The sequence below is a fragment of the Mycobacterium sp. UM_Kg27 genome, from assembly GCF_000972905.1.
Taxonomy (GTDB): Bacteria; Actinomycetota; Actinomycetes; order Mycobacteriales; family Mycobacteriaceae; genus Mycobacterium.
In genome coordinates, this window is record NZ_JRMM01000052.1 from 1 (window position 1) to 25,905 (window position 25,905).

Genomic DNA, 25,905 nt, shown 5'->3' on the forward strand with positions numbered 1-25,905 from the left:
TGTGTATAAGAGACAGCATCGGCGCCGGATAGCCCGCCGGTCGGGGCTTCGCCGAGATCTGAAGCCCGAATCGAGTTCGCTCGCAGCGCCCGTCCCACCCTCGGCGTGGAATGGGAGCTGGCTCTCGTCGATGCCCAGACGCGTGATCTGAGCAACGAAGCCAGCGCGGTCCTGTCCGAGCTTGGCGAAAACCCGCGCGTGCACAAGGAGTTGCTGCGCAACACCGTCGAGCTCGTCACGGGTATCTGCGACAACACGGGCGAGGCCATCGAGGATCTGCGCCAGACGCTGAAGACGACCCGGCCGATCGTGCACGCCCGGGGGATGGAGCTCTTCGGCGCCGGCGCACACCCGTTCGCACAGTGGTCGGCGCAGAAGCTGACCGACGCGCCCCGCTACGCCGAGTTGATCAAACGCACCCAGTGGTGGGGCCGGCAGATGTTGATCTGGGGCGTGCACGTCCACGTCGGCATTTCCTCGTCCTACAAGGTGATGCCGATCATCTCGTCGCTGCTGCAGCATTATCCGCACCTGCTGGCGTTGTCCGCGTCATCGCCGTGGTGGGACGGTCACGACACGGGTTACGCCAGCAACCGCGCGATGATGTTCCAGCAGTTGCCCACGGCGGGTCTGCCGTTCCAGTTCCAGACTTGGGCAGAGTTCGAGGGTTTCGTCTACGACCAGAAGAAGACCGGAATCATCGACCACACCAACGAGATCCGTTGGGACATCCGGCCGTCACCACATCTGGGCACCATTGAGGTGCGGGTCTGCGACGGAGTGTCCAACCTGCGCGAGCTGGGCGCCTTGGTGGCGTTGACGCATTGCCTGATCGTCGATCTGGACCGGCGGCTGGAGGCCGATGAGTCCCTGCCCACCATGCCGCCCTGGCACGTGCAGGAGAACAAATGGCGCGCGGCCCGCTACGGGCTGGACGCCGAGATCATCCTTGATGCCGACAGCAACGAGCGGCTGGTCACCGAGGACCTCGACGAGCTGCTGAACCGGCTGGAACCGGTCGCCGCGCGCCTGCACTGCTCCGACGAGTTGGCGGCTGTCGCGGACATCTACCGAACTGGCGCTTCGTACCAGCGTCAGCGCCGGGTCGCCGAGGAACACGACGGTGATCTGCGTGCCGTGGTCGATGCACTGGTGGGCGAGCTCGATATCTCGTGATGGAACTGCCGATGTTCCCGCTGGAATGGGTGTTGCTGCCCGGCGAGGAACTGTCGCTGCGGATCTTCGAGTTGCGTTACACCGTGTTGGTCGGCGACTTGATGCGCAGCGGTGATCCCCGGTTCGGGGTGGTGCTGATCGCTCGGGGCCGAGAGGTGGGCGGCGGTGAGCGGCGCAACGATGTCGGCGCGATGGCCAACATCACCCAGTGCACGGAACTCGGGGCGGGCCGGTACGCGTTGCGTTGCCTGACCGGGGAGCGGATCCGGGTGCGTGAATGGCTCGCCGACGATCCGTACCCGCGGGCGATCACCGAGGTATGGCCTGACGAGCCGTCAGAACCGTTGACGGACAAGCAGTTCGGTGCGCTCGAAGATCGCATCGTCACGCTGCACAAGCGGATGGCCCAAGCCCAGCGACGGTGGGTGATGCCGGGTCGCAACAGTTTGCTGGGCGGTCGCCGGCTGCGCTCGCTGGACCCGGTGCAGCGACTGTACTCGCTGGCTTGCCGCGTCCCGATGGGGGAGGCCGACCGCTACGCGGTGCTGGCGGCGCCGTCGCTGTCGGACCGCTTGTCGGCGCTGTACGAGGCGATCGAAACCGTTTCCGCGCGAGTCGAATTCGACATCCCTCGTTGACCCTGCGTCCAGGGCGTGAAAGTGCGAGTGCAGGGTCGACGGATATTTTGCGGGCCTACTTCAGGCAGCTGCCGGCGTCGACGGTGAGCGTGAGTCCGGTGACATACCGGGCCTCGTCGGAGGCCAGAAACAGCACGGCGTTGCTGATGTCCACCGGCTCCACCCATCCGATCGGCAGCACGTGCATGAGCTGCGCCACGACGGCCATGTCATCCGGTCCGGGGTTCTCCAGGTCCGGGCGGAACAGCTTCATCGTGCCCTCGTTCATGAACAGCGGCGTGCTCACGTTGGTGGGGTGCACCGAGTTGACCCGGATGAAGTGCTGGCCGAGTTCGACGGCGAAGGTGCGCATCAGCCCCACCACGCCGTGTTTTGCCGCGATGTAGTGACCGGTGTGCGGGTAGGCCTTGAGGCCGCCCACCGAGCTGGTCAGCACGATAGAACCGCCGTTGCCGCCAGAAATAAGATGCGGGACAGCGGCTTTGACGGTCTTCCAGACGCCGGACAGGTTGACGTCGATCATGTCCTGCCAGTCGGCCTCGGAGGTTTTGTCCAGGGTCTCGCCACCGTTGCCGATTCCGGCGTTGGCCACTATGACATCGAGGCGCCCGAGCTGCTCGACACCGCCGTCGACCGCAGCCTTGAGCGCGTCGAAGTCACGCACATCGACTTGCGCCGTCACGATGCGGCGGTCCAATCCCTTGACCAGGTCGGCGGTCTCGGCGAGATCGTCGGGCGTCGCCGCGGGGATGTCCTCGTTGCTGCTGATCCGAGCGCAGACATCGACGGCGATGATGTCGGCACCTTCCTGCGCGAGTCGCACCGCGTGACTGCGCCCCTGGCCGCGGGCCGCGCCGGTGATGAGCGCGACCTTTCCCGCTACTCGTCCACTCATGTCCGCACCTCGTCTCGTTGTTGGTCGATCGATCAGCAAGGCTGGCGCCAAAGGGGCAGCCTGTCAACCATCGGTTGCTAGCGGGGGGGCAGCGGGCGGCGGCGCCAGCCGGCTCAACTGGCGCTCGATCAGGGCGCGCACTTCGTCGTGCCCCCGGGTGACGCCGACCGCGCTCTCGTTGCATAGGTTGCGGGCGGTTTGGGCGATCAGGATCGAGATCACGACCGGCGGATATTCCTCCAGATCGACGCCGTTGGCGCGCAGTGCCACCGTGACGGCCGCGGTCTCGATGTCGCGTACTCGCTCGGCATAGGCCTTGAGTTCGGTCCGGATGGCCTTGCGGTGGTTGGCCAGTGCCATGAACTCGGTGTTTAAGCTGGTCATACGGGTATCGCTATTGATCTCCCACAGTGTCCGCAGCGGGTCGTCGTCGGTCAGGGCGGCGCGCATCCGCTCCAGCGCGACATCGGCGCCAGCCCTCAACACCTCGACGAACAGGTCATCCATGGTGGGGAAGTAGTAATAGACCAGGGCTTGGCGCACGCCGGCCTCGGCGGCGACCCGCCGCGACGTCGCCGCGGCATAGCCCTCGTCGCGCATCAATCGCGCCGTCGCCTCGATCAGGCGGCGTCGGGTGGCGTTGTCGGTCGTTTTGGCCTTGCGTGGAGCCGCCATTCAGGCCGGCCCGGGGTTGCGGTTGCTTGACCGTCCGGCGCCGCGCGTGGTAGGCATGACGCATTCTAGCAATTTGATCGATCGACCAGTGTGACGAGGTTGCCGCGCGCGCGAAAGGGGTATCGGGAGATGGTGGATCTCGCGGCGGTGGACTACTTCTCCGACCAGGCCGTCACCCAAGATCCCTACGACTACTACGAGTACCTGCGTGCCAAGGGCCCGGTGTTCACCGAGCCACATCACGGTGTCGTGGCTGTCACCGGCTACGACGAGGTGCTCGCCGCGTTCAAAGACCACGACTCATTCTCGGCGGTGAACGCCATCGGCGGGCCGTTTCCACCGCTGCCGTTCGAGCCTGAGGGCGACGACATCACCGAGCAGATCGAGGCGCACCGGCACGAGTTCCCGATCTTCGAGCACGTCGTGGTGATGGATCCGCCGGCGCATACCCGAGCCCGCGCGCTGTTGAGCGGGCTGCTGACTCCCAAGCGGCTGAAGGAGAACGAGGAGTTCATCTGGCAGCTGACCGATACGCAGCTCGACGAATTCATCGGTACCGGCCGCTGTGAGTTCCTGTTCGACTACGCCAAACCGTATGCAACCCTGGCCATCACCGATCTGCTCGGGGTCCCCGAGGAGGATCGCGCGGAGTTCCGCAGTGCGCTGGGTGCCGGGCATCAGGAGGGGCAGCATGTCGGCTCCCTTGATGGGACACCGGTGGGTCTCAATCCTCTGCAGTACCTCGACGGGAAGTTCAGCGGCTACCTCTCCGAGCGGCGGCGGGAGCCTCGTGGGGACGTTCTCAGCGCGCTGGCCGCCGCGACCTACCCCGACGGTTCCACACCGGAACTGCTGGAGGTGGTTCGCCCGGCCACGTTCCTATTCGCTGCCGGTCAGGAAACTGTCACCAAGTTGCTGGGGGCGGCGGTGCAAACCCTGGGCGATCGACCCGAGCTCCAGCAGACGCTGCGAGACAACCCCGCGCTGATCCCGGCCTTCATCGAGGAGGCGCTGCGAATTCAGAGCCCCACCAAGATCGACTTCCGTCTCGCCCGTAAGACCACCACGCTGGGCGGGGTGCCGATCAAAGCCGGCACCGTGCTGATGCTGTGTCTGGGTGCGGCGAACCGGGATCCGCGCAAATTCGCCAGCCCCGACGAGTTCCGGCTGGACCGCAAGAACGTGCGCGAACACATCGCCTTCGGCCGCGGCATCCACACCTGCGCCGGTGCGCCACTGGCCCGGGTCGAAGGGCGCATCACGATCCACCGCATGCTGGACCGGATGCGTGACCTCCGGGTCAGCGAAGCCCACCACGGGCCCGCCGGCCAGCGGCGCTACTCCTACGAGCCCACGTTCCTGCTGCGCGGGCTGACCGAGCTGCACATCGAGTTCGACCCGGTGGGCTAGCCCGCTGGGCTGAATCCGTGGGGCAGGCCGGCGAGCTTGCCTCGACGTACGCTCACGCTATGGCCGACATCGAGTTCACCTCGGTCGCACCGATCATTTCCGTGCGAGACCTCGACGCTGCACTGGACCGCTACCGTCGGCTCGGGTTCACCGTCAACCACTATGGCGGCCCGGCCCGCTACGGATTCGCCGACCGCGGTCCGGTTTCGTTGCACCTTTCCGAATGGGCCGAACACGATCCACTGCGCACCGCCGCCAGCGTGTACTTCTATGTCGACGACGCCGACGGGCTCTATGCGCAATGGACGGCGTCAGGCGTACCGGGACGGTTTGTCGAACCGGTCGACACCGACTACCAAATCAGGGAATTCGCCTATATCGACCCCGAAGGCACCTTGCATCGAGTCGGCTCGCCACTGCCGGCGAAGGTGGTCAGCGCCAGCAGGGTGATCGCGGCGCCGGCGAAGCTGATCTTCGACTTCATCGCCGACCCGGCCCGGCAGCCGCGCTGGGATGGCAACGCGAATCTGGCCGAAGCCGCACCCGGCCAACGGGTTCATGCCGTCGGAGACGTTTTCACCATGACGCTGACCATGGGAAAGGTCCGGGAGAACCACGTGGTGGAGTTCGAGGAAGGGCGCCGCATCGCCTGGCGCCCGGCGGCCCCCGGGTGTGCGCCGCCGGGACACCTGTGGCGATGGGAGCTCGAGCCGCTCGGGCCGGCGCGCACGCGAGTAACCCACACCTACGACTGGTCGGAGCTGTCCGACCCGAACCGTCTCGCCCGCGCCCGGGACACTACCGCGGACAAGCTCGCCGCCTCACTGTCCCGGCTCGCCGCGCTGGTCGAGGTCTCTTGATTGCCGATACTCCGAACTCAGCGGTTGTCAGCGAAGGAGCGCAGCGCGTCGACCTGAACGGGATCCAGTGAGGGCCGGACGTTCTCGCGTGCCGCGGTGACGTCGGCCACGGTGACATCGGCAGCGTCGATGCTGCGCCGCATTGCGGTCAGGGCGGCTTCGCGTAGCAGTGCCACGCAGTCCGCGGCACTGTAGCCCTCCAGGTCCGCAGCCAGCGCGTCGAGGTCGACGTCGTCATGCAGCGGAACGGATTTCCCGGACACCCGCAGGATCTGCCGGCGAGCGTCGGCATCCGGCGGCTCGACGAACACCAGCTTCTCCAGCCGGCCCGGCCGGGTCAGGGCCGGGTCGATCAGATCGGGGCGGTTGGTGGCACCGACCACCACCACGTCGCGCAGCGGGGTGACGCCGTCGAGTTCGGTGAGCAGCGCGGCCACCACCCGGTCGGTGACCCCCGAATCGAAGCTCTGGCCGCGTCGCGGTGCCAGGGCGTCGATCTCGTCGAGGAAGACCAGTGACGGAGCCGAATCGCGGGCGCGCTGAAACAGATCCCGCACCGCCCGCTCACTGCTGCCCACCCACTTGTCCATCAGCTCCGCGCCTTTGACGGAGTGCACGCTGACGCGACCAGAGCCCGCCAGGGCGCGCACCACGAAGGTCTTGCCGCACCCCGGTGGGCCGTAGAGCAGCACCCCGTGCGGCGGGTCGACGCCGAGGCGGGTGAACGTATCCGGGTGCTGCAGCGGCCACAACACCGCTTCGGTCAGTGCCTGCTTGGTGGCGACCATGTCGCCGACGTCGTCGAGGGTGACGTTTCCCACTTGTAAGCCGACCACCACGTCTGCGGCCGCCGAGCGCGACAGTGGCCGGATCACGCTGAGTGCTCCGACCAGATCCTCCTGGGTGAGCTTGGGTTCCTCATCGTTGTCGCTGGCTCGCGACGCCGCCCGCAGCGCCCCCTCCCGAACCAGTGCGGCAAGGTCTGCGGCCACGAAACCCGGTGTGCGTTCCGCGATCTCACCCAACGCCAGGTCTGCGGTGGGAACCGAGATGAGCAAGGTGGCCAGTAGCGCAGCCCGGGTCGCGCCGTCGGGAAGACTTAACCGGATCTCGCGATCGCACAGTTCCGGCGCCCGCAGTCGGGGATCCACATGGTCCGGCAGCGCCGAGGTAGCGATGAACGCCACCCCTTCGGTGGCCACGACGTTGCGCAGTTCGGCAAGGATCAGCGTTGCCACCGGCTCCGACGGTTCGGGCAACAGCGTGTCGACGTCGGCGATGAGCAGCACTCCGCCGCCGTCGCACACCTGCGTCGCCGCGGAACGCACCGCGGCCAGCCGCTCGTCGGGGGCCAGTGCCCCGATCTCGGGCCCGTCCAGCTCGATCAGCCGGCGGCCCTCGCACACCGCCCGCACCAGGGTCGTCTTGCCCACCCCGGCGGGACCGGACACCAGCACACCGAGATTCGTTCCCGCCCGCAGGGTTTTCAACAGCTGCGGTTCGTCGAGCGCGAGCTTGAGCCATTCGGCGAGTTTGGCGGCCTGCGCCTCGCAGCCCTTGAGTTCGTCGATGGCGATGCGGGCCGGGGCAGCCGGTTTGGCGACGGTGGTGACCGCGGCGGCGGGGCCGTTGCCGAAGGTGACCAGCGAGTTGGGCTGAACGCTGACCGGCCCGGCCGGGTCCACGCCGGTGACCGTCAACAACTCCGAGGTCCAGCTGATACCGACTGCCGATGCCAGCGCGGCGGTGGCCGCCGACGTGGAGGTGCCGGGCCCGAGGTCGCGCGGCAGCAGGGAGACCGCGTCGCCGACCGTCATCACCTTGCCCAGCAGAGCTTGGCGCAGGGTCGTGGGCGACAACGTCTGGGACGTCAGGGTGGACCCGCTCAGCGTCACCGAGCGGGCACCGTGGACGGTGGCCGCGGCCACGACCACCTGTGTGCCATCGCGCAAGCCGGCGTTGGACAGCGTCACATCGTCGAGCAGCGCCACACCCGCCGGCGCATCCGGACCCGTCAGCCCCGCCACCGCCGACGTCGTGCGAGAACCGGTCAGCGAGACCGCGTCCCACTCCCGGATACCCAGGGCAGCAACGGCTTCGGGATGCAGCCGTACCACGCCACGGCGGGCGTCGACGGCGGAGGTGTTGAGCCGGGCGATCAGGGTCAGGTGCCGGGAGGTATCGACCCAGCGGTCTTCTCCGTACTCTTCGGAGGAACTCACCCGGTCAAATTACGCGGACTTCCTCGTGCGTGGCAATCGACGTGCCCGGCCGTGTCGTACCCCTCTGCGATGCTGATGGCATGTCCTCGATCGCGCCGTCAGCCAGTGCCGAGGTGCATCCGGGCGCGCGTCTTGAGGTGCTCTTCGAGGAGCTGGCCGAGTTGACCGGTCAGCGCAACGCGATCGATGGACGCATCGTGGACATCACTGCAGAGATCGACCGCGAGCAGCTGTGGGGTGCCACCGGAGCGCGGTCTGTCGCTGCGCTGCTGGCCTGGAAGACCGGGGTGTCACCGGGCAATGCCCACACCATCGCCACGGTGGCCCATCGAGCCGAAGAGTTTCCCCGCTGCGTCCAGGGCCTGCGGGACGGTCGCGTCTCCCTCGATCAGGTCGGGGTCATCGCCGGGCGGGCCGCCGACGGTTCCGACGAGCACTACGCCCAGCTAGCCGCCGTGGCCACCGTCAGCCAACTACGCACCGCGGTCAAGCTGGAGCCGCGCCCCGAACCCGATCACCGGCCCGAGCCGGCGCGATCGATCACGAAAGTCACCGACGAGCAGGGCAGCTGCTGGCGGATCAAACTCGATCACCTCGACGCGGCCAAGTTCGATGCGGCACTGCAGTCTCATCTGGATGCCCTGATGGCCGAGTGGAAACACGACCACGGTGGCCGCGCAACAGATCAGGCGCCTCCGTTGCCGACTACGGCGGATGCGTTCATGCGTCTGGTCGAGACCGGATGGGACGTCGAGTCCGCACGCCGGCCGCATGGACTCCACACCACGGTGGTAGCGCACCTCGACGTCAAGGACCGGGTCGCGGCACTGCACCTGGGGCCACTGCTGTCGGAAGAGGAACGCCGATACCTGCTGTGCGACGCCAGCTTTGAGGTGTGGTTCGAGCGCGCCGGTGAGGTCATCGGCGCCGGCCGCACCACCCGCGGAATCAGCCGCCGGCTGCGCCGGGCCCTTGAGCACCGTGACCGCTGCTGCGTGGTTCCCGGTTGTGGGGCCACCCGAGGGTTGCACGCCCATCACATCCGGCATTGGGAAGACGGCGGCGAAACCGAACTGAACAACCTGGTGCTGGTCTGCCCTTATCACCACCGGTTACATCACCGCGGTCTGATCACCATCACCGGAGACGCCGCCAGCCTCACCGTCACCGATGACACCGACCGACCACTGAGTGCCGCATCGCTGGCCCGCCCACCCAAGCGGCCCCCGCCCACGGTGGCGCCGTGCCCCGGGCCCACCGGTGAACGCGCCCAATGGTGGTGGTACCAACCCTTCCAACCCCAAGCACCACCGGAACCTAACTAGGTGGTGCCGTCAAACGCTCGACAGCCGCAGTGTGGTTTTGCCACGCGCTTAAATAGAGCCCATGCGGTCACAGACTCTGACGGTGGTGCTCTGCGCGGTCCTGCTGCTGGCCCCTCCGGCCCGGGCCGAGGGTGCGTCCCCGTTGTCCGACCTGGTGGATGCGGCGGCCCAGCGGCTCCAGGTCGCCGACGACGTGGCGGCGATCAAATGGCAGACCGGCGGTGCCATCGAGGACCCGGCCCGGGTCGACCAGCAACTGGTGAAGCTGGCGACCGAGGCCGCCGGGAAAGACCTCGACCCCGACTATGTGCGGCGGATCTTCGCCGACCAGATCGCCGCGACCGAGGCCGCCGAGCACTACCGGTTCGCCCAGTGGAAGCTGGACCCGGCGGAGGCCCCGTCCACCGCTCCCGAGCTGGCGGCCTCACGGGCACGCATCGACGGCTTCAACCAGATCATGCTGGCCCAGATCGGCCGCCGATGGGAGCTGCTGCACTCACCCGATTGCGCCGGCCAACTCGACGAGGCAACCCGAACCGTCAGCGACGCACGACGGCTCGACGAGTTCTACCGGCGGGCGTTGTCCTCGGCGACACAGGGCTACTGCGCCCGCTAGTCGCCGGCGCTACCGGCCAGGCTTGCGTAGCCGCAACCGGGCCATCGACTGCCCACTGGGTCGACGGATGCCGCGCCGCACCCCCGGGCGACGGCCCGGCTGTGCCCGGCGAATCGCCCGCCGCGCGGCCCTGCGCTCCCGGGGCGCGTCCTCCCAGGCCTCCGGGTGTGCGGCGACCCAGCGCTGACTGCGGACCGAGAATGGGATGGTGCACAGGTACAGCCCGATCAGCACCAGCACCAGCACGTAGGGGAACAGGAAAGCCGCCGCGGCCACCAGCGCCAGCACCGCCAGCAGGACCGCGGCCAGGTGCGGCGGCACCGACACGGCGTGCATCTTGCGCATCGGGATTCGGCTGACCAGCAGCATCGAGGTGCCCACCACCCAGATGCAGGTGAACCACTGTGACGTCCACCAGCCGTCGCCGAACTGCAGCTTGGCGGCCAGCAGGCCCATCAGGGTGATGGCACCGGCCGGTGCGGGCATCCCGACGAAGAACTCCCGGGTGTAGGCCGGCAGGGTGGCGTCGTCGAGCAGCGTGTTGAACCGGGCCAGCCGCAGCACCACGCACACCGCATACAGCAGCACCACGATCCAGCCCGCCGGCTGTGTCGACAGCAGCGTCACATAGATCACCACCGCGGGCGCCACCCCGAAATCGACGGCGTCAGCAAGGGAGTCGATCTCGGCACCCATCCGCGACTCGGCGTCCAGGATGCGTGCCACCCGGCCGTCCAGACCGTCGAGGATGGCGGCGGCGGCGATCAGCGCCATCGCGAGATGCGGTTGGCCGTCCAGCGCGTACTTGATCGAGGTCAGGCCGGCGCAGATCGCCAGCACCGTCATGGAGCTGGGCAGGATGTGCAGACCCACCGTGCCCCGGCTGCGGGCCTGCTGGGCGGGAGTCGTCATGACAGGTCGGCTAGGACGGTCTCGCCGGCGACCATGCGCTGGCCGACGCCGACCAGCGGTCGCGTTCCGACCGGCAGGTAGACGTCGAGTCGCGAGCCGAAGCGGATCAGGCCGTAGGTATCGCCGATCGCCAGATGGTCACCGGGCCGGGCGTTGCACAGAATGCGCCGGGCGACCAGCCCGGCGACCTGCACGGCGATCACCTCGGCACCTTCGGCGGTACGGATCCGCACGCTGTTGCGCTCGTTGTCCTCGGCGGCTTCTGGGCGGTCCGCGGACCCGAACCGGCCGGCCCGGTGCACCACCTCGATGACCTCACCGCCGATCGGAGCCCGTTGCACATGGGCGTCGAAGACCGACATGAAGATGCTGACCCGCGGCAGCGGGGTGTCCGGCAGATCCAGCTCCGGTGGCGGGGGTGCCGAGTCGACCAGGCAGACCATGCCGTCGGCCGGGGCCACCACCACACCGGGGCGAGTCGGTGGCACCCGATGCGGATGCCGGAAGAACCCGGCGCAGGCTCCTGCGGCCAGCAACCCGGCGCCGCGCAGCCACCGCTGGTTGCGCCCCAGCAGCGCCACACCCAGCGCACTGCCGATGAACGGCAGCCCGGCGCTGTGCATCGGCGGCACCGTCGAGCGCACCAGCTCGATCAGGTGCCGAAGACCGCCGGGATCATCTGCTGCGCGGGGGCGTCTGGCCATTGGGACATCTTAGAAGCTGCGGGATCTCTGCGGCGGTCCCAGCGTCGGCTCTCCTTCGTCGAGCCTCGCTGAACCGCCGGGATCTCTGCGGCGGTCCCAGCGTCGGCTCTCCTTCGTCGAGCCTCGCTGAACCGCCGGGATCTATGCGGCGGTCCCAGCGTCGGCTCTCCTGCCGGGCATCAGCCGGTCAGGTCCCAGACTTCCACCTCGGTGCCCACCGGCAGCTCGGTCACCTCGTCAGCGATGTCCAGGAGGCAGTTGGCCGACGCCAGGTAGCGCAGATGGTGCGAGGCCGGCGGCCCGTAGTTGGTGACGGTCCCGGTTTCGTAGTCGAGCAGCCCGCGCCGGAACTGCCGCTTGCCGGCTGGCGAGACCAGCTTCTCGCTCAGTACCGCGGTGCGGCGCGGGCGATCCGGCTTGGGCAGGTCCATCGCCCGGCGCAGCGCGGGCCGGACGAAGACCTCGAAGGACACCTGGGCGCTGACCGGGTTGCCCGGCAGCGTGATGATGGCCGCGGCGCCGACGCGGCCGATGCCCTGCGGCATCCCGGGCTGCATCGCCACCTTGACGAAGTGCACGCCCTGGTCGCCGTCGCGCCCGAAGACGTCCTTGACCACCTCGTAGGCTCCCGCGCTGACCCCGCCGCTGGTGATCACCAGATCCACCGCCCCGTCACGTACGCCGTAGCGGTCGAGGACTTCGGTGAACGCTGCGGTGTCGTCGGCGACCGTCACGGCGGCCACCACCTCGGCGCCGGCGTCACGTACCGCGGCCGCCAGCATCACCCCGTTGGATTCATAGATCTGACCGGGCTCCAGCGGCGTGCCGGGTTCGATCAGTTCAGAACCGGTGGAGATCACCAGCACTCGCTGCCGGGGCCGCACCGTCAACTCGGCCAGACCCAGCGCCGAGGCCAGGCCGGCCGCCGGAGCGCTGACGAGTTGGCCCGCCCAGAGCACGGTGGCGCCCTCGGCGACGTCGCCGCCGGCCCCGCGGATGTGGCGGCCCTTGGCGGTGGCGGCGTTGATCTGGACCACGTCGGTGCCGCCGTCGGTGGCCTCGACCGGGATCACCCCGTCGGCGCCGCAGGGGATCGGTGCCCCGGTCATGATGCGGTGCGCGGTTCCCGGGGTGATCGTGGGGATATCGGTGCGTCCGGCCGGAATGTCCTCGGTGACGGGCAATCTCACCGGCGTTTCAGGTGTCGCCGTGGCGATGTCGTCGGCGAGCACGGCGTAGCCGTCCATCCCGGAGTTGTCGAAGACCGGCAGCGGGATCGGTGCGATCACGTCCGCGGCCAGTACCAGTCCCTCGGCGTCGGCCAGTGCGACCGTGACCGGTGGTCGGGCCTGGATCAGGTCGGTGACGGCCCGCTGGTGCTCTTCGACGGATCGCATCCCGACAGTCTGACTCAGACCGGGAAGGTGATTCCTGTCAGCTCCTGCGACACCGCCCACAACCGCTGCTGCAACTCGACGTCGTGCGCCTGCTTGCTGGCGTCCACCAGCTTGGGATATCCGCGCTGTTCACCGATGCCGCTCGGACCGAAGTACTGTCCGCCGGTAACCCCGGGGTCGGTGGCGGCACGCAGCGTGGGCAACGCGCCGATCGCGGCGCTTTGCACGACCAGGGGAGTCAGCAAGCGGTCCGCGGGACGTAGCAACGGCGGCAGGTGCCGGGTCAGTTCGGTGTTGGCGGTGCCGGGGTGCGCGGCGACGGCGATGGTCGAGCGGCGTTTGGCGCCCAGGCGGCGCTGCAGTTCGTAGGTGAACATCAGATTGGCCAGCTTGGACTGCCCGTAGGCGGCGATCCGGTTGTAGCCGTGCTCCCACTGCAGGTCGTCGAAGTGGATCGCGGCCATGATCCGGTGCGCCATACTGCTGACGGTCACCACGCGGGACCCCTTCACCCGCAGCATCCGCGGCAGCAACAGGCCGGTCAGGGCGAAGTGCCCCAGATGGTTGACGCCGAACTGCAGCTCGAAGCCGTCGACGGTGCGCTGTTTGGGCGTGTACATGACGCCGGCGTTGTTGATCAGCAGATCGATGCGGGGGTGGGCGGTGCCCAAGGCCTCGGCGGCTTCGCGGACCGACGCCAGCGAACTGAGATCGAGTTCTTGGACCTCGACGCTTGCCTGCGGGTGCGCGTTGCGGATCCGTTTCGCCGCCGCGCTGCCCTTCTCGAGGTCGCGCACCGCCAGCACCACCAGCGCGCCGTGCCCGGCGAGTATCTCCGCGGTGTGATAGCCGATTCCCGTGTTGGAGCCGGTAATTACCGCGACACGGCCGGTTTGATCCGGCACATCTTCCGCAGCCCATCGGTCCCGGCTACTCATGCGACAACGATACTCAGGTGACGCATCGTGCGCCGGGTGGAATTTCGCCGGTCGCACGGTCGACGGTGCGGCGCAGCCTGCGTCCTGACATCCTCTCCTACATGGCGCAGCACGCAGACGGGTCTCCGGAGATCAGCCTGGTCGATCCCACCAATCCGCCCAGCTCCCGAGCGCCGTTGGTCTGGGCGCTGGTCGGCGCGGTGCCCTGGCTGTTTCTGGCGCTGCTGCAGGTGGGTTGGGCGATAGCCGACGAGCGGCTGGCCTGGCTGCACGGCGCCGCTATCGGGGTCACCGCCGTGGGGTTTCTGGTCTCGGCGGTGATCGCCCCGCTGTGGCGCTACCAAGTGCACCGGTGGGACGTCAGTGACCAGGCGGTCTACACCCGCACCGGGTGGTTGGTGCAGGAGCGCCGGATCGCGCCGATCTCGCGGGTGCAGACCGTCGACACCTACCGGGGTCCGCTGGACCGTCTGCTGGGGCTGGCCAATGTGCGGGTGACCACCGCGTCGTCGGCGGGCGCGGTGCACATCGTGGCGCTGGATGCCGCCGTGGCCGACCGGATCGTGGCGCAACTGACCGACATCGCTGCGCTGGGTGCCGAGGACGCCACCTAAGTAGGCAGGTACGCATCCGGGGTAGCTACGACGATGAAGCGGTCAGACCAGCACGCCATCGGGCGATCACCTGGCCGGCGAACTCAAGCATCTGGTCAAGGGTGGGGAACATGGCGAAGGCATCCACGATCGCCTCGTCAGCGCCGGACCCGGCGAGGCGCTCGAGCTTGCCGGCAACAGTCTCAACCGACGTGCCCGGTTCGAGGTTGATCCGCATGGCCGTCTTCAGCGCGTCCGGATCGCGGCCGGCTTCCTTGGCCGCACGGCGCGCAATCGACCACAGGTGGTCGGTGACCTCGTCCTGTAGTCCTTCGACCCCGAGCCAGCCGGTCCCGCTGCGGCCGACGCGTCGCATCGCGGCCTCGCTGGCCCCTCCGATCCAGATGGGCGGACCGCCGACTTGCACCGGGCGCAGGTCGGCATGGACCGGCGGCAGCGAGAAGAACTCGCTGTCCCACGACACCGGGGTGGTGGTCCACCACCGGTGCAGGAACGCCAGCAGGTCATCGAGCATCTGCCCGCGGCGGCGCCAGTTCGCACTGCGGGCGATGTCGTGTTCGTCCTTCATCCACCCGATGCCCACGCCCACGTCAAGGCGGCCTTCGCTGAGCACGTCCAGCGTGGTCAGCAGCCGGGCCAGGTGTGGCGGCTCGTAGTAGAACGTGCTGAGCGTGCTGGCGTTCAGCCGGATCCGACTGGTCGCCGTAGCGGCGACGGTCCACAGCAGCACCGGATCGAGGTAGCGGGTCATCTGCGGTGGGTACGGCTGCTCTTTACCGGGATAGGTGCTCTGCATAGCGACCGGGGTGACTAGGCGATCGCCGACCCACAGCGTGTCGTAGCCAAGGTCCTCGAGTCCGCGGCAGAACGCACTAAGACCAGCGGCGCTGCTGATAGCGGGCCCGACGATGGGAAGTGCAAAACCAAGTTTCATCGCGATTCCTTTCGGTGATCCATCAACCATTGCGGGGGCGCGGATCACCCGGCGCAATCCTCGCGTGGACGAGTGGCGCTGGGCTCAGGCGGCAGCGGTGGCGCCGAGGGCGAAGTCGAAGTTGCCCACTCCGTGACGGGCGAGGCCCATCATGACCAGGCCCGTTCCTTCCAGCCAGTGCGCCATGTTCAACCCGCCGACGTCCAGCGGGCGCAGCTTGAGGCTGGCGATGAACTCCGCCACGGCCGCCTTGGCGCGCGTGTCGTCGCCCGCGAGGAAGACGTCGAGCGGCCGGCCCTGGGCCAGCACCACACCGAAGATGGTGTTGAACGCCTTCACCACGCTGGCACTGGCCGGGGCGGCCTTGGCCACATCTTCCGCGACCGAGGTGCCCTCGGGGATGGCCAACCCGTCCGCCGCGGGGTTGAAGGGGTTGCTGATGTCGACGATGACCTTGCCTGCGAGGGCATCTCCGTACTGGGTGACGACCGGGACGACGTGGGCGTACAACAGGGCCACGATGACGATGTCACCGGCCGGTACGGCGCCGAAGTCTCCGGTCGTGGTGCCGCCGCCGAGAGTCCGGGCCAGGTCGGCGGCTTTGGTCTGGTCACGGCCGATGATCTCGACGGTGTTGCCGCCCGCTACCGCCAGCGTGCCGATGGCACGGGCCATGTTTCCGGTGCCGATGATGCTGATGCTGCTCATGAGGTGTCCCGTCTATACTGAGGCTCAAAAGGTTGACTATTCAACCTTAGGCTGATTTGGATGATGCGTCAACAAATTGAAGAGGTGTGGAGGCCGATGGAACCGAACTGGCTGAACCCGCGCGAAGACCGCGCCTGGCGGGCCTTCGTGCACGCGCACCAACAGATCGAGGCCCACCTCAACCGGCGCCTGCAGAAGTCAGGCCTGTCCGGGGCCGACTACGAAGTTCTGGCGGTGCTTTCGGCTCTCGACGAGGACCGCATGCCTGCCCACGCACTGTGTAAAGCACTGAGCTGGGAGAAGAGTCGCCTCTCCCATCAGGTGCGTCGCATGCAGAAAGACGGGCTGATCAGCCGGGAACCCAACCCGGACGACGCTCGCAGCACCATGGTCTGCCTGTTGCCGGCCGGCCGCGACGCCATCGAGAAAGCGGCGCCCGGACACGTAGAGGATGTGCGCCGCAACTTCGTCGACCTGTTCACCGCGGCGGAACTCGACATGCTCGCCGCCCTCAACGAACGAGTCCTGCACCACTTGGCAGAAGGCGACACCGCCGACGACGGCGAGCTCTCCTAGCGATTCGCCCCCGCCTGGCGGTCACTGGGCAACGCGTGCGGATACGGTTCCATGCAAGGCGCGGCGAGGTGCCGTCGCGCAGGCGCATTTTGCCCAGGCACGGAGAAGGCAGATGAACAGCACACAGCGCGCTGGACAATGGCAACGGCTGAGCCCGCGGATGCTGCTGGTGCATCCGCTGCACGAAGTGCTGCGCGAACTGCCCCTGCTGATCGCGGTGGTGGTGTTCGGCTCAGCGACCGACAACCGCCCCTGGGTGCTGGCGGTGGTGTCGGTGATCGCCGTGGTGGGCGTGACGCGGTGGTTCACCACCACCTACCGCATCGAACCCGACCCCGACGCCGGCCGGGTCGAGCTGCGCTCCGGTCTGTTGCGCCGCAAGGTGCTTTCGGTGCCCCGCAACCGGATTCGCTCGGTGGCGACCGACGCCCGGCTGTTGCACCGCATGCTGGGCCTGACGGTGTTGCGGGTCAGTACGGGTCAGCATGCCGCCGCGGACGGCGCCTTCGAACTGAACGCGGTCGAGAGCAGCGAGGTCCCCCGGCTGCGCGCGACGTTGCTGTCCCACACCGGGCAAACCGGCGAAACTGCGACCGCACCGGTGCGGGCCCCGGCGACGGTGCTGGCGCGGTGGCGGCCGTCGTGGTTGCGCTACAGCCCGCTGAGTCTGTCCGGGCTGGTGATGGTCGGGGCCGCGGTGGGTGCGCTCTATCAGAGCGGAGTCTGGGCGGCGCTGGAGGATTCGCCGGTGAGCCGGTCCTGGCTTCAGGCCGCTGAACAGTTCGGCGTTCAGCAGAGCCTGACGCTGATCGCCGCCCTGCTGGTGGTGGTCTCCATGCTGTTGGCGGTGCTGCGCTCGCTGGTGACCTACGGAGGTCTGGTGTTGTCCCGTAGTTCCGGCGCCGGCGGGGACATCTTGGCGCTGAGCTATGGCCTGCTGCGGGTGCGCGAACACAGCTACGACATGCGCCGGTTGCGCGGTGGAACGCTGCGGCGCCCCCTGCTGGTGCGTCTGTTCGGCGGCGCGCGGCTGGATGCGGCGATGACCGGGGTCAATGGGGAAGGCGAGTCGTCGATCCTGCTGCCGCCCTGCCCGCGGGTTACCGCCGAAGAGGTCCTGACCGGGTTGGTCGCCGACCCACTCGTGGTCACCGGCCCGTTGCGCAAGCACGGCGCGGCGGCGACTCGCCGGCGCTGGACGCGGGCGCTGCTGTTGCCGGTGGCCGCCGGGGCCGGGCTGGGGATTGCGACGGCGTTCATTGCGCTGCCGCAGTGGTGCTGGCCGGCCTGGGGGGCGATGACGCTGGGCGCCGCATTGCTGGCCGTCGACCGAGTGCGCGCCTTGGGGCATCGCGTCGACGCGCACTGGCTCTCGGCGCGCACCGGCAGTTGGGAGCAGCGCCGCTACTGCATCGAAACCGCGGGCATTGTCGGCTGGACGGTGCATCAGAGCTGGTTTCAGCGCCGCGCCGGAGTAGCCACCCTGATCGCGGCCACCGCCGCGGGCGTCAAGGCCTATCGGGTGATCGACGTGCCGCAGGAGTGGGCGTGGTCGGTGGCCGCGCAGGCATCGCCCTGGGTTGCGCACAGCGCCTGGACTCGCTGAATCCCCGGCGCCGGCTACCCCACCCGTCGCGGGCTATGACTCGCGATGGAGCTGCCGAATCGCCACGATCCGCGCCCGCAGCTGATCCGACGTCGCGGCCGCCACCGGGGGACCGCCGCAGCGCCGGCGCAGCTCGTTGTGGATCCAGCCGTGCGGCTTGCCGAGCCGATGGTGGGCCGCCGACACCAGCGCGTTGAGCTCGTGACGCAGTGCCCGCAGTTGGCCGTGCGTGGTCGTCGGCGCCGGAGCCCCACCAGCGGCGGCCACTTTCGACCGGCGGTCCAACTGCTCTTCCTGGCGCTGCCGCAGCAGGTCGCGCATCTGGTTGGCGTCCAGCAGCCCGGGGATGCCAAGGTAGTCGGCCTCCTCCTCGCTGCCGGCCGGGGTCGCGGTGCCGAACGAGGCGCCGTCGAAGATCACCTGGTCCAGCTCGGCGTCGGCACCCAACGACTCGAACTTGTTGTCCATCTCGGAGGGTTCGTCGCGCCGGCGCTGCGCGTCCTCGAACTCGTCGCGTTCGGATTCCCGATGCGGCTTGCCCAACACGTGGTTGCGCTGCTGCTCCATCTCGCTGGCCAGGCCCAGCAGCGACGGCACCGACGGCAAGAAGATGCTGGCGGTCTCGCCGGGCCGCCGTGACCGCACGAACCGGCCGATCGCCTGCGCGAAGAACAACGGGGTGGCGGCACTGGTGGCGTAGACCCCGACGGCCAGCCGCGGCACGTCGACGCCCTCGGAGACCATCCGCACCGCCACCAGCCACGAGCTGGTGGCCGCGGAGAACTGTGCGATCTTGTCCGACGCGCTGGGATCGTCGGAGAGCACCACGGTGGGTTCCTCGCCGGTGTGCCGTTTCAGCAGCACCGCATAGGCGCGCGCGGCCTTCTGATCGGTGGCGATGATCATGCCGCCGGCATCGGCCATGCCGCCCTCGCGCAGCTGGCGCAGCCGGGTGTGCGCGGCGGTGATCACCGCCGGCATCCATTCCCCGGCCGGGTCCAGCGCGGTTCGCCACGCTCGGGCGGTGTGCTCGGCGGTCAGCGGCTCGCCGAGTCGGGCCGCGTGCTCCTCACCGGCGCTGTCGCGCCAGCGGGCCTCACCCGAATAGGCCATGAACACCACCGGGCGCACCACGCCGTCGGCCAGCGCGTCGGTGTAGCCGTAGCTGTCGTCGGCCACCGAGCGCAGGTGGCCGGCGCCGTCGGGCTCGTAGCTGACGAAGGGAATGGGGCTGTCGTCGCTGCGGAAGGGCGTTCCGGTCAGCGCCAGCCGGCGGGTGGCATCGTCGAACGCCTCGCGGATGCCGTCGCCCCAGCTTTTGGCGTCGCCGCCGTGGTGGATCTCGTCGAAGATCACCAGGGTTTTCGCGGCCTCGGTACGCACCCGGTGCCGGGTGGGGTGGCTGGCGACCTGTGCGTAGGTGACGACCACGCCGTGGTACTCGGAGCTGGTCTGCGAGTCGGAGTTGGAGAACCGTGGATCCAGTGCGATGCCGTGGGAAGCGGCGGCCGATGCCCACTGCACCTTGAGATGTTCGGTGGGCACCACGATGGTGATCCGCTCGACGGTGCGGTCGGCGAGCAGCTCGGCGACGATCCGCAGCGCGAACGTCGTCTTACCGGCGCCGGGGGTGGCCACCATCAGGAAATCTCGCGGCTTGGCGGTCAGATAGCGCACCAGAGCCCGGCGTTGCCAGCCCCGCAAAGCCCGGGTGCTGGGCGCTGCTTCAGCCCGCACCCGGTCTCCTATCTGATCGAGATGCAGTCTAGGGCAAGCCGATAGGATCGCTGGCGTGTCCACCCCGCGCGAGCCGGAATCCGTCCGTGTCGAGCGGCTCCGCGACGCGCAGGACAAGGCCGTCGAACTGTTCGACGTGATCGAGCGCCGCGGCATGGTCCGCCCCGGAGTCGGCGAGCGGCAGCTCTCCGATGAGATCCGCGACCTGGCCGCGGACATGTTCGGGGTGACGCGGCACTGGCATCGGCGGGTGGTGCGGGCCGGGGAGAACAGCCTGCTGCCGTTTCACGCCGACCCGCCCGACCGCGTCATGGCCGACGACGACATCGCCTACCTGGATCTGGGGCCGATCTTCGAAGAGTGGGAGGCCGACTTCGGTCGCACCTTCGTGCTCGGTGAGGATCCGGACAAGCTCGCGCTGCGTGACGCGCTGCCACGGGTGTGGAGCGCGGGTCGCGCCTTCTTCGACGCGCACGCCGACATCACGGGCGCGCAGCTGTTCGAACACGTCGTCGGCCTGGCCCAGGACGAGGGCTTCGAGTTCGGCGCCCCCATCGCCGGGCACCTGCTCGGGGAGTTTCCGCACAAGAAGATCTCCGGTGACGACGCGCGGTTCTACGTCGCGCCCGGATCCGACGAGCCGATGCGCCGGACCGACCCCACCGGCCGGGTCTGCCACTGGATCCTGGAGGTGCACCTGGTGAACCGGGCCCGCGGCTTCGGCGGCTTCTATGAGCAGCTGCTCGATCTCTAGCAACCTTGCACTCTCCATAGGCGAGTGCTAAAAATGACGTTGGCACTCGCGACCGGTGAGTGCTAGGTCGGGACGGTGAGGCACGGGGCCGCACCTGCGGAGCACACCCACAGCCGTCCGTCGCGGGCACTGCACCCGACCGACAAGACGTGCACCCCCTAACCGGAGGAATCACTTCGCAATGGCTAAGCAAATTGCGTATGACGAAGAGGCCCGTCGGGGCCTCGAGCGGGGCCTGAACGCCCTCGCCGACGCGGTCAAGGTGACGCTGGGCCCCAAGGGCCGCAACGTCGTCCTGGAGAAGAAGTGGGGCGCCCCCACGATCACCAACGATGGTGTGTCCATCGCCAAGGAGATCGAGCTGGAGGACCCCTACGAGAAGATCGGCGCCGAGCTGGTCAAAGAGGTCGCCAAGAAGACCGACGACGTCGCGGGTGACGGCACCACCACCGCCACCGTGCTGGCCCAGGCCCTGGTTAAGGAAGGCCTGCGCAACGTGGCCGCCGGCGCCAACCCGCTGGGTCTGAAGCGCGGCATCGAGAAGGCCGTCGAGAAGATCACCGAAGGTCTGCTCGCAACGGCCAAAGAGGTCGAGACCAAGGAGCAGATCGCGGCCACGGCCGGCATCTCCGCGGGCGACCAGACCATCGGTGACCTGATCGCCGAGGCCATGGACAAGGTCGGCAACGAGGGTGTCATCACCGTCGAGGAGTCCAACACCTTCGGCCTGCAGCTGGAGCTCACCGAGGGTATGCGCTTCGACAAGGGCTACATCTCGGGCTACTTCGTCACCGACGCCGAGCGTCAGGAAGCCGTCCTGGAGGACCCCTACATCCTGCTGGTCAGCTCGAAGATCTCGACCGTCAAGGACCTGCTGCCCTTGCTGGAGAAGGTCATCCAGTCCGGCAAGCCGTTGCTGATCATCGCCGAGGACGTCGAGGGCGAGGCCCTGTCCACCCTGGTGGTCAACAAGATCCGCGGCACCTTCAAGTCCGTTGCCGTCAAGGCCCCGGGCTTCGGTGACCGCCGCAAGGCGATGCTGCAGGACATGGCGATCCTCACCGGTGGCCAGGTCATCAGCGAAGAGGTCGGCCTGTCGCTGGAGACCGCCGACATCGCCCTGCTGGGCACCGCCCGCAAGGTCGTCATCACCAAGGACGAGACCACCATCGTCGAGGGCTCGGGTGACTCCGACGCCATCGCCGGCCGGGTGGCCCAGATCCGCGCCGAGATCGAGAACAGCGACTCCGACTACGACCGCGAGAAGCTGCAGGAGCGCCTGGCCAAGTTGGCCGGCGGTGTTGCGGTGATCAAGGCCGGGGCCGCCACCGAGGTGGAGCTCAAGGAGCGCAAGCACCGCATCGAGGACGCTGTGCGTAACGCCAAGGCCGCCGTGGAGGAGGGCATCGTCGCCGGTGGCGGCGTGGCCCTGCTGCAGGCCGCTCCGTCGCTCGACGAGCTCAAGCTCGACGGTGACGAGGCGACCGGTGCCAACATCGTGCGTGTCGCGCTGTCGGCTCCGCTGAAGCAGATCGCCTTCAACGCGGGCCTGGAGCCCGGCGTTGTCGCCGAGAAGGTCACCAACTCGCCGTCGGGCACCGGCCTCAACGCCGCCTCTGGCGAGTACGAGGACCTGCTCAAGGCCGGCGTTGCCGACCCGGTGAAGGTGACCCGCTCGGCGCTGCAGAACGCGGCGTCCATCGCGGCCCTGTTCCTGACCACCGAGGCCGTTGTCGCCGACAAGCCGGAGAAGGCGGCCGCACCCGCGGGCGACCCGACCGGTGGCATGGGCGGCATGGACTTCTAAGTCTGGTTGCACGAGAGGCCCGGCCTCCCTTCGGGGGGCCGGGCCTTCGTCGTTTACGTTGACTCTGCTGCGACGGCGGGAAAGCGCCAGTGGGGCGCCCTGGGCGCGAAGTCAACGGCGGGAGGTGCCATGGAAGTCCTGCTGCTGGGCACCGGCAGCGCCGACGGCTGGCCCAACCCGTTCTGCCGCTGCGCCTCCTGCGCGACGGCGGCACACGTGCGCGGTCAGACCGCCGCGCTGATCGATGACGTGCTGCTGCTGGACTGCGGCCCGGAAGCGCCGCGTGCCGCGCTGCGCTTGCGGCGCTCACTGGCGAAGGTCCGCCACATCCTTTTCACCCACGGCCACCCGGACCACGTCGGCCCGGCTGCGCTGCTGATGAGGCACTGGACCGGGGCCGTCGAACCACTGGACGTGGTCGGCCCACCCAGCGCCCTGCAACAATGCGAGCACTGGGTGGGGCCCGACGATCCGGTGCGATTCATCACCGTGCAGCCCGGTGACCGGATCCGGCTCGGCGACTACGACGTGCGAGTTCTGGCCGCCGCCCACGGCACCGACATCGGCAGCGACGCAGTGCTCTATGACCTGGAATCGGTTGGCGGCCGGATCTTCTGGGCCACCGATACCGGGCCACTGCCCGAGGAGACACACGCTGCGGTGGCCGAGGCCGGCTACGACGCGGTGTTTTTGGAGGAGACGTTCGGGACCTACACCGGACACGGCACCGAGCACCACGACCTGCCGGCGTTCGCTGCGACCGTCTCGCGGCTGCGACGGTCGGGGGCCGTCACCGACAGCACCGATGTCGTCGCGGTACACCTGAGCCACCACAATCCTTCCGAGCCGGAATTGACTGCCGTACTGTCAGATTCAGGCGCCCGGCCGGGGCGTGACGGTGAGGTGGTGCGAGTGGGCGCAGCAGGCGGTCGCAGCACCCGCACGCTGGTGCTGGGCGGAGCACGCTCCGGCAAGTCGGCGCACGCCGAGGCGCTGCTGGCCGACGAGCCGGCGGTGACCTACCTGGCCACCGGCGGTGTGCGCGAAGGTGACCCGGAATGGGCCGAGCGGGTGCGGCTACACCGGTCGCGGCGGCCCGGCTGCTGGCGCACCGTCGAGACCACCGACGTCGCCGAGGAACTGCGGTCGGCCCCCAACGCGGTGCTGCTGGACTGCCTGGGCACCTGGCTCACCGCGCGGATGGACCTGCACCAGGGGTGGGACGGCGGCGCGCTGGACGGTGTGCACGCCGATATGAACGAGCTGGTGGCGGCCTGGCAGGCCTGCCCGGCGCCGGTGGTGGCGGTCAGCAACGAGGTGGGCAGCGGGGTAGTGCCGGCCACCGCGTCGGGTCGGCTGTTCCGCGACCTGCTCGGAGTGCTCAACGCGCGGATCGCCGCGGCCTCCGACGAGGTCGTGCTGATGGTGGCCGGACGACCGCTCAGGCTCCCCGCGGACTGACTTTAAGGTCGACGCAATCGCTGTAACAGGGTGTCTCGCCCGGTGATTCGGGCGTGGCGACTCGAATCAGGACGGCACGGCTGGGCGAGATCGTCACGCTGGCCAGCTCACCGGCATCGGACACCTGGGCGGTGCCGTCGACGATGACGGTGTAGCCGCCCGGAACCGGCGGTGGCCACATCACGGTCACATCCGCGGTGCGCGCCAGGTTCGCCCGGCTGCGCCGACCGCCCAGCGCGCCGATGTGCACCGTGTCGCCCCGCAGTACCGGCATCACCGGCACCGGGTGCGGACGGTTCTCGGCGTCGACGGTGATCAGATAGGCGTAGTCGTAGCCCGCGAGCTTCTCGGCGAGTCGATCGAAATCCACGGTAGCGCTCATGGATTCGAGCCTAAACCCCCAGGCTGTCAATCTGCCTTGAGTTGCACGCAGTCATGGGCGGTGCCGACAGCCCGCTGGGTTCCGGGTTCGAACACCGGCCGATGCAGCAGGGCTTTGGTCGGCGTCACCAGCACCGGGGCGGCCGGATCCTCGGGAAGCTCGGCCTGGCCGTCGACGAGCAACGAGTATTCGCCGACGTCGCGCGCGGGCCAGACCAGGCTGACTGCGGTGCGGCTCGACAGGTTCGCCCGGCCGTGCGATCCCACCGGTCCGATGTTCAGCCGGGCGCCGTCGAAGGTCGGGGTGATCGCCGTGGTGCGGACGCGGTAGTCGTCGCCGGCGGTGACCAAGAAGGCGAAGCGATAGCCGCCCAACAGCTCTCCCAGGCGTGCGAGGTCGACGGAGCGGGCCATGGCGTCCAGGATAGTGATCGCCGCACGAGACACGTCCCAGTGTCGTGAGCCATGATGGCCTTATGGAATTTCGCTACCTGGGCAACTCCGGCCTGCAGATCTCCGAGATCACCTACGGCAACTGGCTCACCCACGGTTCGCAGGTCGAGAACGACGTCGCCACCGCGTGCGTGCACGCCGCGCTCGATGCGGGAATCACCACCTTCGACACCGCCGATGTCTACGCGAACGGGCGCGCCGAGGAGGTGCTGGGCGCCGCGCTGAAGGGGCGGCGGCGTGAATCGCTGGAGATCTTCACCAAGGTGTACTGGCCGGTCGGCCAAGCTCCACTGGGCAAAAACGACACCGGCCTGTCCCGCAAGCACATGATGGAGGCCATCGACGGGTCGCTGCGCCGGCTGGGCACCGACTACGTCGACCTGTACCAAGCGCACCGGTATGACTCGTTCACCCCGCTGGAGGAGACCATGCAGGCCTTCGCCGACATCGTGCGGGCGGGCAAGGCGCTCTACATCGGGGTCAGCGAGTGGACCGCCGACCAGATTCGCCAGGCCCACGGGCTCGCCCGCCAGCTCGGCATCTCGCTGATCTCCAGCCAGCCGCAGTATTCGATGCTGTGGCGGATCATCGAGCCCGAGGTGGTCCCGGCCTGCCGGGAACTGGGCTTGAGCCAGATCGTCTGGTCGCCGATGGCCCAGGGCGTGCTGTCCGGCAAGTACCTGCCCGGTCAGCCCCCGCCGGCCGGCTCGCGTGCCACCGACGAGAAGGGCGGCGCGAACTTCATCAAACGCTTCATGACCGACGACGTGTTGACCCGGGTCCAGCAGTTGACGCCGATTGCCGCGGAGCTGGAGCTGACGACAGCGCAGTTGGCGATCGCCTGGGTGCTGCAGAACGACAACGTCGCCGCCGCGCTGGTCGGGGCGTCGCGCCCGGAACAGGTCACCGAGAACGTCAAGGCGTCCGGCGTGCGGATCCCCGATGAGCTGTTGGCCCGCATCGATGAGGTGCTGGGCGACGCGGTCACCAGTGACGCCGAACTGGTCGCTAAATCCACCCCGCCGAAACGCTTGCTCTAAGCCGTCATACCCGGCACAGGAGCTGGCTGTGCAGCAGGGCCAGCCAGCCGTCGGGGTGAGCGGCCC

25 protein-coding genes and 1 pseudogene are annotated in these 25,905 nt (G+C 68.6%); 14 read left to right on the forward strand and 12 right to left on the reverse strand.

Annotated features, from left to right (window positions below):
* Positions 1 to 69 precede the first annotated feature (69 nt).
* Both LI94_RS10340 and LI94_RS10345 read left to right on the forward strand, forming a co-directional pair.
* A complete protein-coding gene (locus tag LI94_RS10340; RefSeq protein ID WP_046301124.1) occupies positions 70 to 1,176 on the forward strand; it encodes a glutamate--cysteine ligase in 1,107 nt (368 codons plus the stop codon).
* Positions 1,176 to 1,814: an LON peptidase substrate-binding domain-containing protein gene (locus LI94_RS10345; RefSeq protein WP_046301125.1), complete on the forward strand. Its 639-nt coding sequence runs from the start codon at positions 1,176 to 1,178 to the stop codon at positions 1,812 to 1,814. The genes LI94_RS10340 and LI94_RS10345 overlap by 1 nt, the downstream gene beginning before the upstream one ends.
* 55 nt (positions 1,815 to 1,869) lie before the next feature.
* On the opposite strand, the gene LI94_RS10350 is transcribed toward LI94_RS10345, so the two are convergent.
* Together LI94_RS10350 and LI94_RS10355 are read right to left on the reverse strand one after the other, a co-directional pair.
* Entirely contained in the window at positions 1,870 to 2,709 is an 840-nt protein-coding gene (locus tag LI94_RS10350) for a mycofactocin-coupled SDR family oxidoreductase (RefSeq protein WP_046301126.1), read from the reverse strand.
* A gap of 63 nt (positions 2,710 to 2,772) precedes the next feature.
* Complete coding sequence (locus LI94_RS10355) at positions 2,773 to 3,384, reverse strand: TetR/AcrR family transcriptional regulator (RefSeq protein WP_046301127.1); 612 nt, start codon at positions 3,382 to 3,384, stop codon at positions 2,773 to 2,775.
* A 129-nt stretch (positions 3,385 to 3,513) separates the two neighbouring features.
* On the opposite strand from LI94_RS10355, the gene LI94_RS10360 reads away from it, so the two are divergent.
* The 3 genes and pseudogenes from LI94_RS10360 (at position 3,514) to LI94_RS24280 (ending at position 5,654) form a co-directional block, all read left to right on the forward strand.
* Entirely contained in the window at positions 3,514 to 4,794 is a 1,281-nt protein-coding gene (locus tag LI94_RS10360; protein ID WP_046301128.1) for a cytochrome P450, read from the forward strand.
* 59 nt (positions 4,795 to 4,853) lie between these two features.
* Positions 4,854 to 5,174, forward strand: a pseudogene (locus tag LI94_RS25195) (VOC family protein); the annotation flags it as partial.
* A gap of 36 nt (positions 5,175 to 5,210) precedes the next feature.
* Positions 5,211 to 5,654 (forward strand): SRPBCC family protein, encoded by a 444-nt coding sequence (locus tag LI94_RS24280; RefSeq protein WP_046301143.1) that lies wholly within the window; start codon positions 5,211 to 5,213, stop codon positions 5,652 to 5,654.
* Between the two features lie 17 nt (positions 5,655 to 5,671).
* Here the strand turns inward: LI94_RS24280 and LI94_RS10370 are convergent, their stop codons facing one another.
* Complete coding sequence (locus tag LI94_RS10370) at positions 5,672 to 7,876, reverse strand: AAA family ATPase (protein ID WP_046301129.1); 2,205 nt, start codon at positions 7,874 to 7,876, stop codon at positions 5,672 to 5,674.
* 80 nt (positions 7,877 to 7,956) lie between these two features.
* On the opposite strand from LI94_RS10370, the gene LI94_RS10375 reads away from it, so the two are divergent.
* The gene (locus LI94_RS10375; protein ID WP_046301130.1) at positions 7,957 to 9,201 is read left to right on the forward strand and encodes an HNH endonuclease signature motif containing protein; all 1,245 of its coding nucleotides are present in this window, start codon (positions 7,957 to 7,959) and stop codon (positions 9,199 to 9,201) included.
* Between the two features lie 61 nt (positions 9,202 to 9,262).
* Entirely contained in the window at positions 9,263 to 9,817 is a 555-nt protein-coding gene (locus LI94_RS10380; protein ID WP_046301131.1) for a chorismate mutase, read from the forward strand.
* Between the two features lie 9 nt (positions 9,818 to 9,826).
* Here the strand turns inward: LI94_RS10380 and pssA are convergent, their stop codons facing one another.
* The 4 genes from pssA to LI94_RS10400 all read right to left on the reverse strand — a co-directional run bounded on the left by pssA (position 9,827) and on the right by LI94_RS10400 (position 13,768).
* Complete coding sequence (pssA, locus tag LI94_RS10385) at positions 9,827 to 10,729, reverse strand: CDP-diacylglycerol--serine O-phosphatidyltransferase (RefSeq protein ID WP_024440106.1); 903 nt, start codon at positions 10,727 to 10,729, stop codon at positions 9,827 to 9,829.
* Complete coding sequence (locus LI94_RS10390) at positions 10,726 to 11,433, reverse strand: phosphatidylserine decarboxylase (RefSeq protein ID WP_024440105.1); 708 nt, start codon at positions 11,431 to 11,433, stop codon at positions 10,726 to 10,728. Before LI94_RS10390 ends, pssA begins: the two co-directional genes overlap by 4 nt.
* Positions 11,434 to 11,612: 179 nt before the next feature.
* Positions 11,613 to 12,830: a gephyrin-like molybdotransferase Glp gene (glp, locus tag LI94_RS10395; protein WP_046301132.1), complete on the reverse strand. Its 1,218-nt coding sequence runs from the start codon at positions 12,828 to 12,830 to the stop codon at positions 11,613 to 11,615.
* Between the two features lie 14 nt (positions 12,831 to 12,844).
* On the reverse strand, positions 12,845 to 13,768 hold the full coding sequence (locus LI94_RS10400) for an SDR family NAD(P)-dependent oxidoreductase (RefSeq protein ID WP_046301133.1): 924 nt from the start codon (positions 13,766 to 13,768) through the stop codon (positions 12,845 to 12,847).
* 101 nt (positions 13,769 to 13,869) lie between these two features.
* Here LI94_RS10400 and LI94_RS10405 point away from each other — a divergent pair, with 101 nt between their 5' ends.
* On the forward strand, positions 13,870 to 14,382 hold the full coding sequence (locus LI94_RS10405) for a PH domain-containing protein (protein WP_125079243.1): 513 nt from the start codon (positions 13,870 to 13,872) through the stop codon (positions 14,380 to 14,382).
* A gap of 25 nt (positions 14,383 to 14,407) precedes the next feature.
* Here LI94_RS10405 and LI94_RS10410 read toward each other — a convergent pair whose 3' ends face one another.
* Both LI94_RS10410 and LI94_RS10415 read right to left on the reverse strand, forming a co-directional pair.
* A complete protein-coding gene (locus tag LI94_RS10410) occupies positions 14,408 to 15,316 on the reverse strand; it encodes a TIGR03619 family F420-dependent LLM class oxidoreductase (protein WP_046301134.1) in 909 nt (302 codons plus the stop codon).
* 84 nt (positions 15,317 to 15,400) lie between these two features.
* A complete protein-coding gene (locus LI94_RS10415; RefSeq protein WP_046301135.1) occupies positions 15,401 to 16,024 on the reverse strand; it encodes an NAD(P)-binding domain-containing protein in 624 nt (207 codons plus the stop codon).
* A 96-nt stretch (positions 16,025 to 16,120) separates the two neighbouring features.
* Between LI94_RS10415 and LI94_RS10420 the strand changes: the two genes are divergently transcribed.
* Positions 16,121 to 16,600 carry a MarR family transcriptional regulator gene (locus tag LI94_RS10420; RefSeq protein ID WP_046301136.1) on the forward strand — a complete coding sequence of 160 codons (480 nt, stop codon included), beginning with the start codon at positions 16,121 to 16,123 and terminating at the stop codon, positions 16,598 to 16,600.
* A 112-nt stretch (positions 16,601 to 16,712) separates the two neighbouring features.
* Positions 16,713 to 18,206, forward strand: a complete 1,494-nt coding sequence (locus LI94_RS10425; RefSeq protein WP_046301137.1) for a PH domain-containing protein — start codon at positions 16,713 to 16,715, stop codon at positions 18,204 to 18,206.
* Between the two features lie 33 nt (positions 18,207 to 18,239).
* On the opposite strand, the gene LI94_RS10430 is transcribed toward LI94_RS10425, so the two are convergent.
* Entirely contained in the window at positions 18,240 to 19,943 is a 1,704-nt protein-coding gene (locus tag LI94_RS10430) for a DEAD/DEAH box helicase (protein WP_046301138.1), read from the reverse strand.
* Between the two features lie 55 nt (positions 19,944 to 19,998).
* On the opposite strand from LI94_RS10430, the gene LI94_RS10435 reads away from it, so the two are divergent.
* From LI94_RS10435 to cobU, 3 genes are all read left to right on the forward strand, one after another.
* Complete coding sequence (locus LI94_RS10435) at positions 19,999 to 20,697, forward strand: M24 family metallopeptidase (RefSeq protein WP_024440096.1); 699 nt, start codon at positions 19,999 to 20,001, stop codon at positions 20,695 to 20,697.
* A 181-nt stretch (positions 20,698 to 20,878) separates the two neighbouring features.
* Entirely contained in the window at positions 20,879 to 22,504 is a 1,626-nt protein-coding gene (gene groL / locus LI94_RS10440) for a chaperonin GroEL (protein WP_046301139.1), read from the forward strand.
* A 129-nt stretch (positions 22,505 to 22,633) separates the two neighbouring features.
* Positions 22,634 to 23,965, forward strand: coding sequence for a bifunctional adenosylcobinamide kinase/adenosylcobinamide-phosphate guanylyltransferase (gene cobU, locus LI94_RS10445; protein ID WP_046301140.1), 1,332 nt, complete (start codon positions 22,634 to 22,636; stop codon positions 23,963 to 23,965).
* Here the strand turns inward: cobU and LI94_RS10450 are convergent.
* Together LI94_RS10450 and LI94_RS10455 are read right to left on the reverse strand one after the other, a co-directional pair.
* Positions 23,946 to 24,347 carry a pyridoxamine 5'-phosphate oxidase family protein gene (locus LI94_RS10450; RefSeq protein WP_046301141.1) on the reverse strand — a complete coding sequence of 134 codons (402 nt, stop codon included), beginning with the start codon at positions 24,345 to 24,347 and terminating at the stop codon, positions 23,946 to 23,948. The genes cobU and LI94_RS10450 overlap by 20 nt on opposite strands.
* Before the next feature lie 26 nt (positions 24,348 to 24,373).
* The gene (locus tag LI94_RS10455) at positions 24,374 to 24,760 is read right to left on the reverse strand and encodes a hypothetical protein (protein ID WP_024440092.1); all 387 of its coding nucleotides are present in this window, start codon (positions 24,758 to 24,760) and stop codon (positions 24,374 to 24,376) included.
* Positions 24,761 to 24,822: 62 nt separating this feature from the next.
* On the opposite strand from LI94_RS10455, the gene LI94_RS10460 reads away from it, so the two are divergent.
* Positions 24,823 to 25,839: an aldo/keto reductase family protein gene (locus LI94_RS10460; protein WP_046301142.1), complete on the forward strand. Its 1,017-nt coding sequence runs from the start codon at positions 24,823 to 24,825 to the stop codon at positions 25,837 to 25,839.
* Positions 25,840 to 25,905: the final 66 nt, after the last annotated feature.

Excerpts from the sequence above, each read along its gene's own strand:
- LI94_RS10345 (WP_046301125.1), top strand. The coding sequence starts at position 1,176 with ATGGAACTGCCGATGTTCCCGCTGGAATGGGTGTTGCTGCCCGGCGAG.
- LI94_RS10350 (WP_046301126.1), bottom strand. The coding sequence starts at position 2,709 with ATGAGTGGACGAGTAGCGGGAAAGGTCGCGCTCATCACCGGCGCGGCC.
- LI94_RS10355 (WP_046301127.1), bottom strand. The coding sequence starts at position 3,384 with ATGGCGGCTCCACGCAAGGCCAAAACGACCGACAACGCCACCCGACGC.
- LI94_RS10360 (WP_046301128.1), top strand. The coding sequence starts at position 3,514 with ATGGTGGATCTCGCGGCGGTGGACTACTTCTCCGACCAGGCCGTCACC.
- LI94_RS10375 (WP_046301130.1), top strand. The coding sequence starts at position 7,957 with ATGTCCTCGATCGCGCCGTCAGCCAGTGCCGAGGTGCATCCGGGCGCG.
- LI94_RS10380 (WP_046301131.1), top strand. The coding sequence starts at position 9,263 with ATGCGGTCACAGACTCTGACGGTGGTGCTCTGCGCGGTCCTGCTGCTG.
- pssA (WP_024440106.1), bottom strand. The coding sequence starts at position 10,729 with ATGACGACTCCCGCCCAGCAGGCCCGCAGCCGGGGCACGGTGGGTCTG.
- LI94_RS10390 (WP_024440105.1), bottom strand. The coding sequence starts at position 11,433 with ATGGCCAGACGCCCCCGCGCAGCAGATGATCCCGGCGGTCTTCGGCAC.
- glp (WP_046301132.1), bottom strand. The coding sequence starts at position 12,830 with ATGCGATCCGTCGAAGAGCACCAGCGGGCCGTCACCGACCTGATCCAG.
- LI94_RS10400 (WP_046301133.1), bottom strand. The coding sequence starts at position 13,768 with ATGAGTAGCCGGGACCGATGGGCTGCGGAAGATGTGCCGGATCAAACC.
- LI94_RS10405 (WP_125079243.1), top strand. The coding sequence starts at position 13,870 with ATGGCGCAGCACGCAGACGGGTCTCCGGAGATCAGCCTGGTCGATCCC.
- LI94_RS10410 (WP_046301134.1), bottom strand. The coding sequence starts at position 15,316 with ATGAAACTTGGTTTTGCACTTCCCATCGTCGGGCCCGCTATCAGCAGC.
- LI94_RS10415 (WP_046301135.1), bottom strand. The coding sequence starts at position 16,024 with ATGAGCAGCATCAGCATCATCGGCACCGGAAACATGGCCCGTGCCATC.
- LI94_RS10420 (WP_046301136.1), top strand. The coding sequence starts at position 16,121 with ATGGAACCGAACTGGCTGAACCCGCGCGAAGACCGCGCCTGGCGGGCC.
- LI94_RS10425 (WP_046301137.1), top strand. The coding sequence starts at position 16,713 with ATGAACAGCACACAGCGCGCTGGACAATGGCAACGGCTGAGCCCGCGG.
- groL (WP_046301139.1), top strand. The coding sequence starts at position 20,879 with ATGGCTAAGCAAATTGCGTATGACGAAGAGGCCCGTCGGGGCCTCGAG.
- cobU (WP_046301140.1), top strand. The coding sequence starts at position 22,634 with ATGGAAGTCCTGCTGCTGGGCACCGGCAGCGCCGACGGCTGGCCCAAC.
- LI94_RS10450 (WP_046301141.1), bottom strand. The coding sequence starts at position 24,347 with ATGAGCGCTACCGTGGATTTCGATCGACTCGCCGAGAAGCTCGCGGGC.
- LI94_RS10455 (WP_024440092.1), bottom strand. The coding sequence starts at position 24,760 with ATGGCCCGCTCCGTCGACCTCGCACGCCTGGGAGAGCTGTTGGGCGGC.
- LI94_RS10460 (WP_046301142.1), top strand. The coding sequence starts at position 24,823 with ATGGAATTTCGCTACCTGGGCAACTCCGGCCTGCAGATCTCCGAGATC.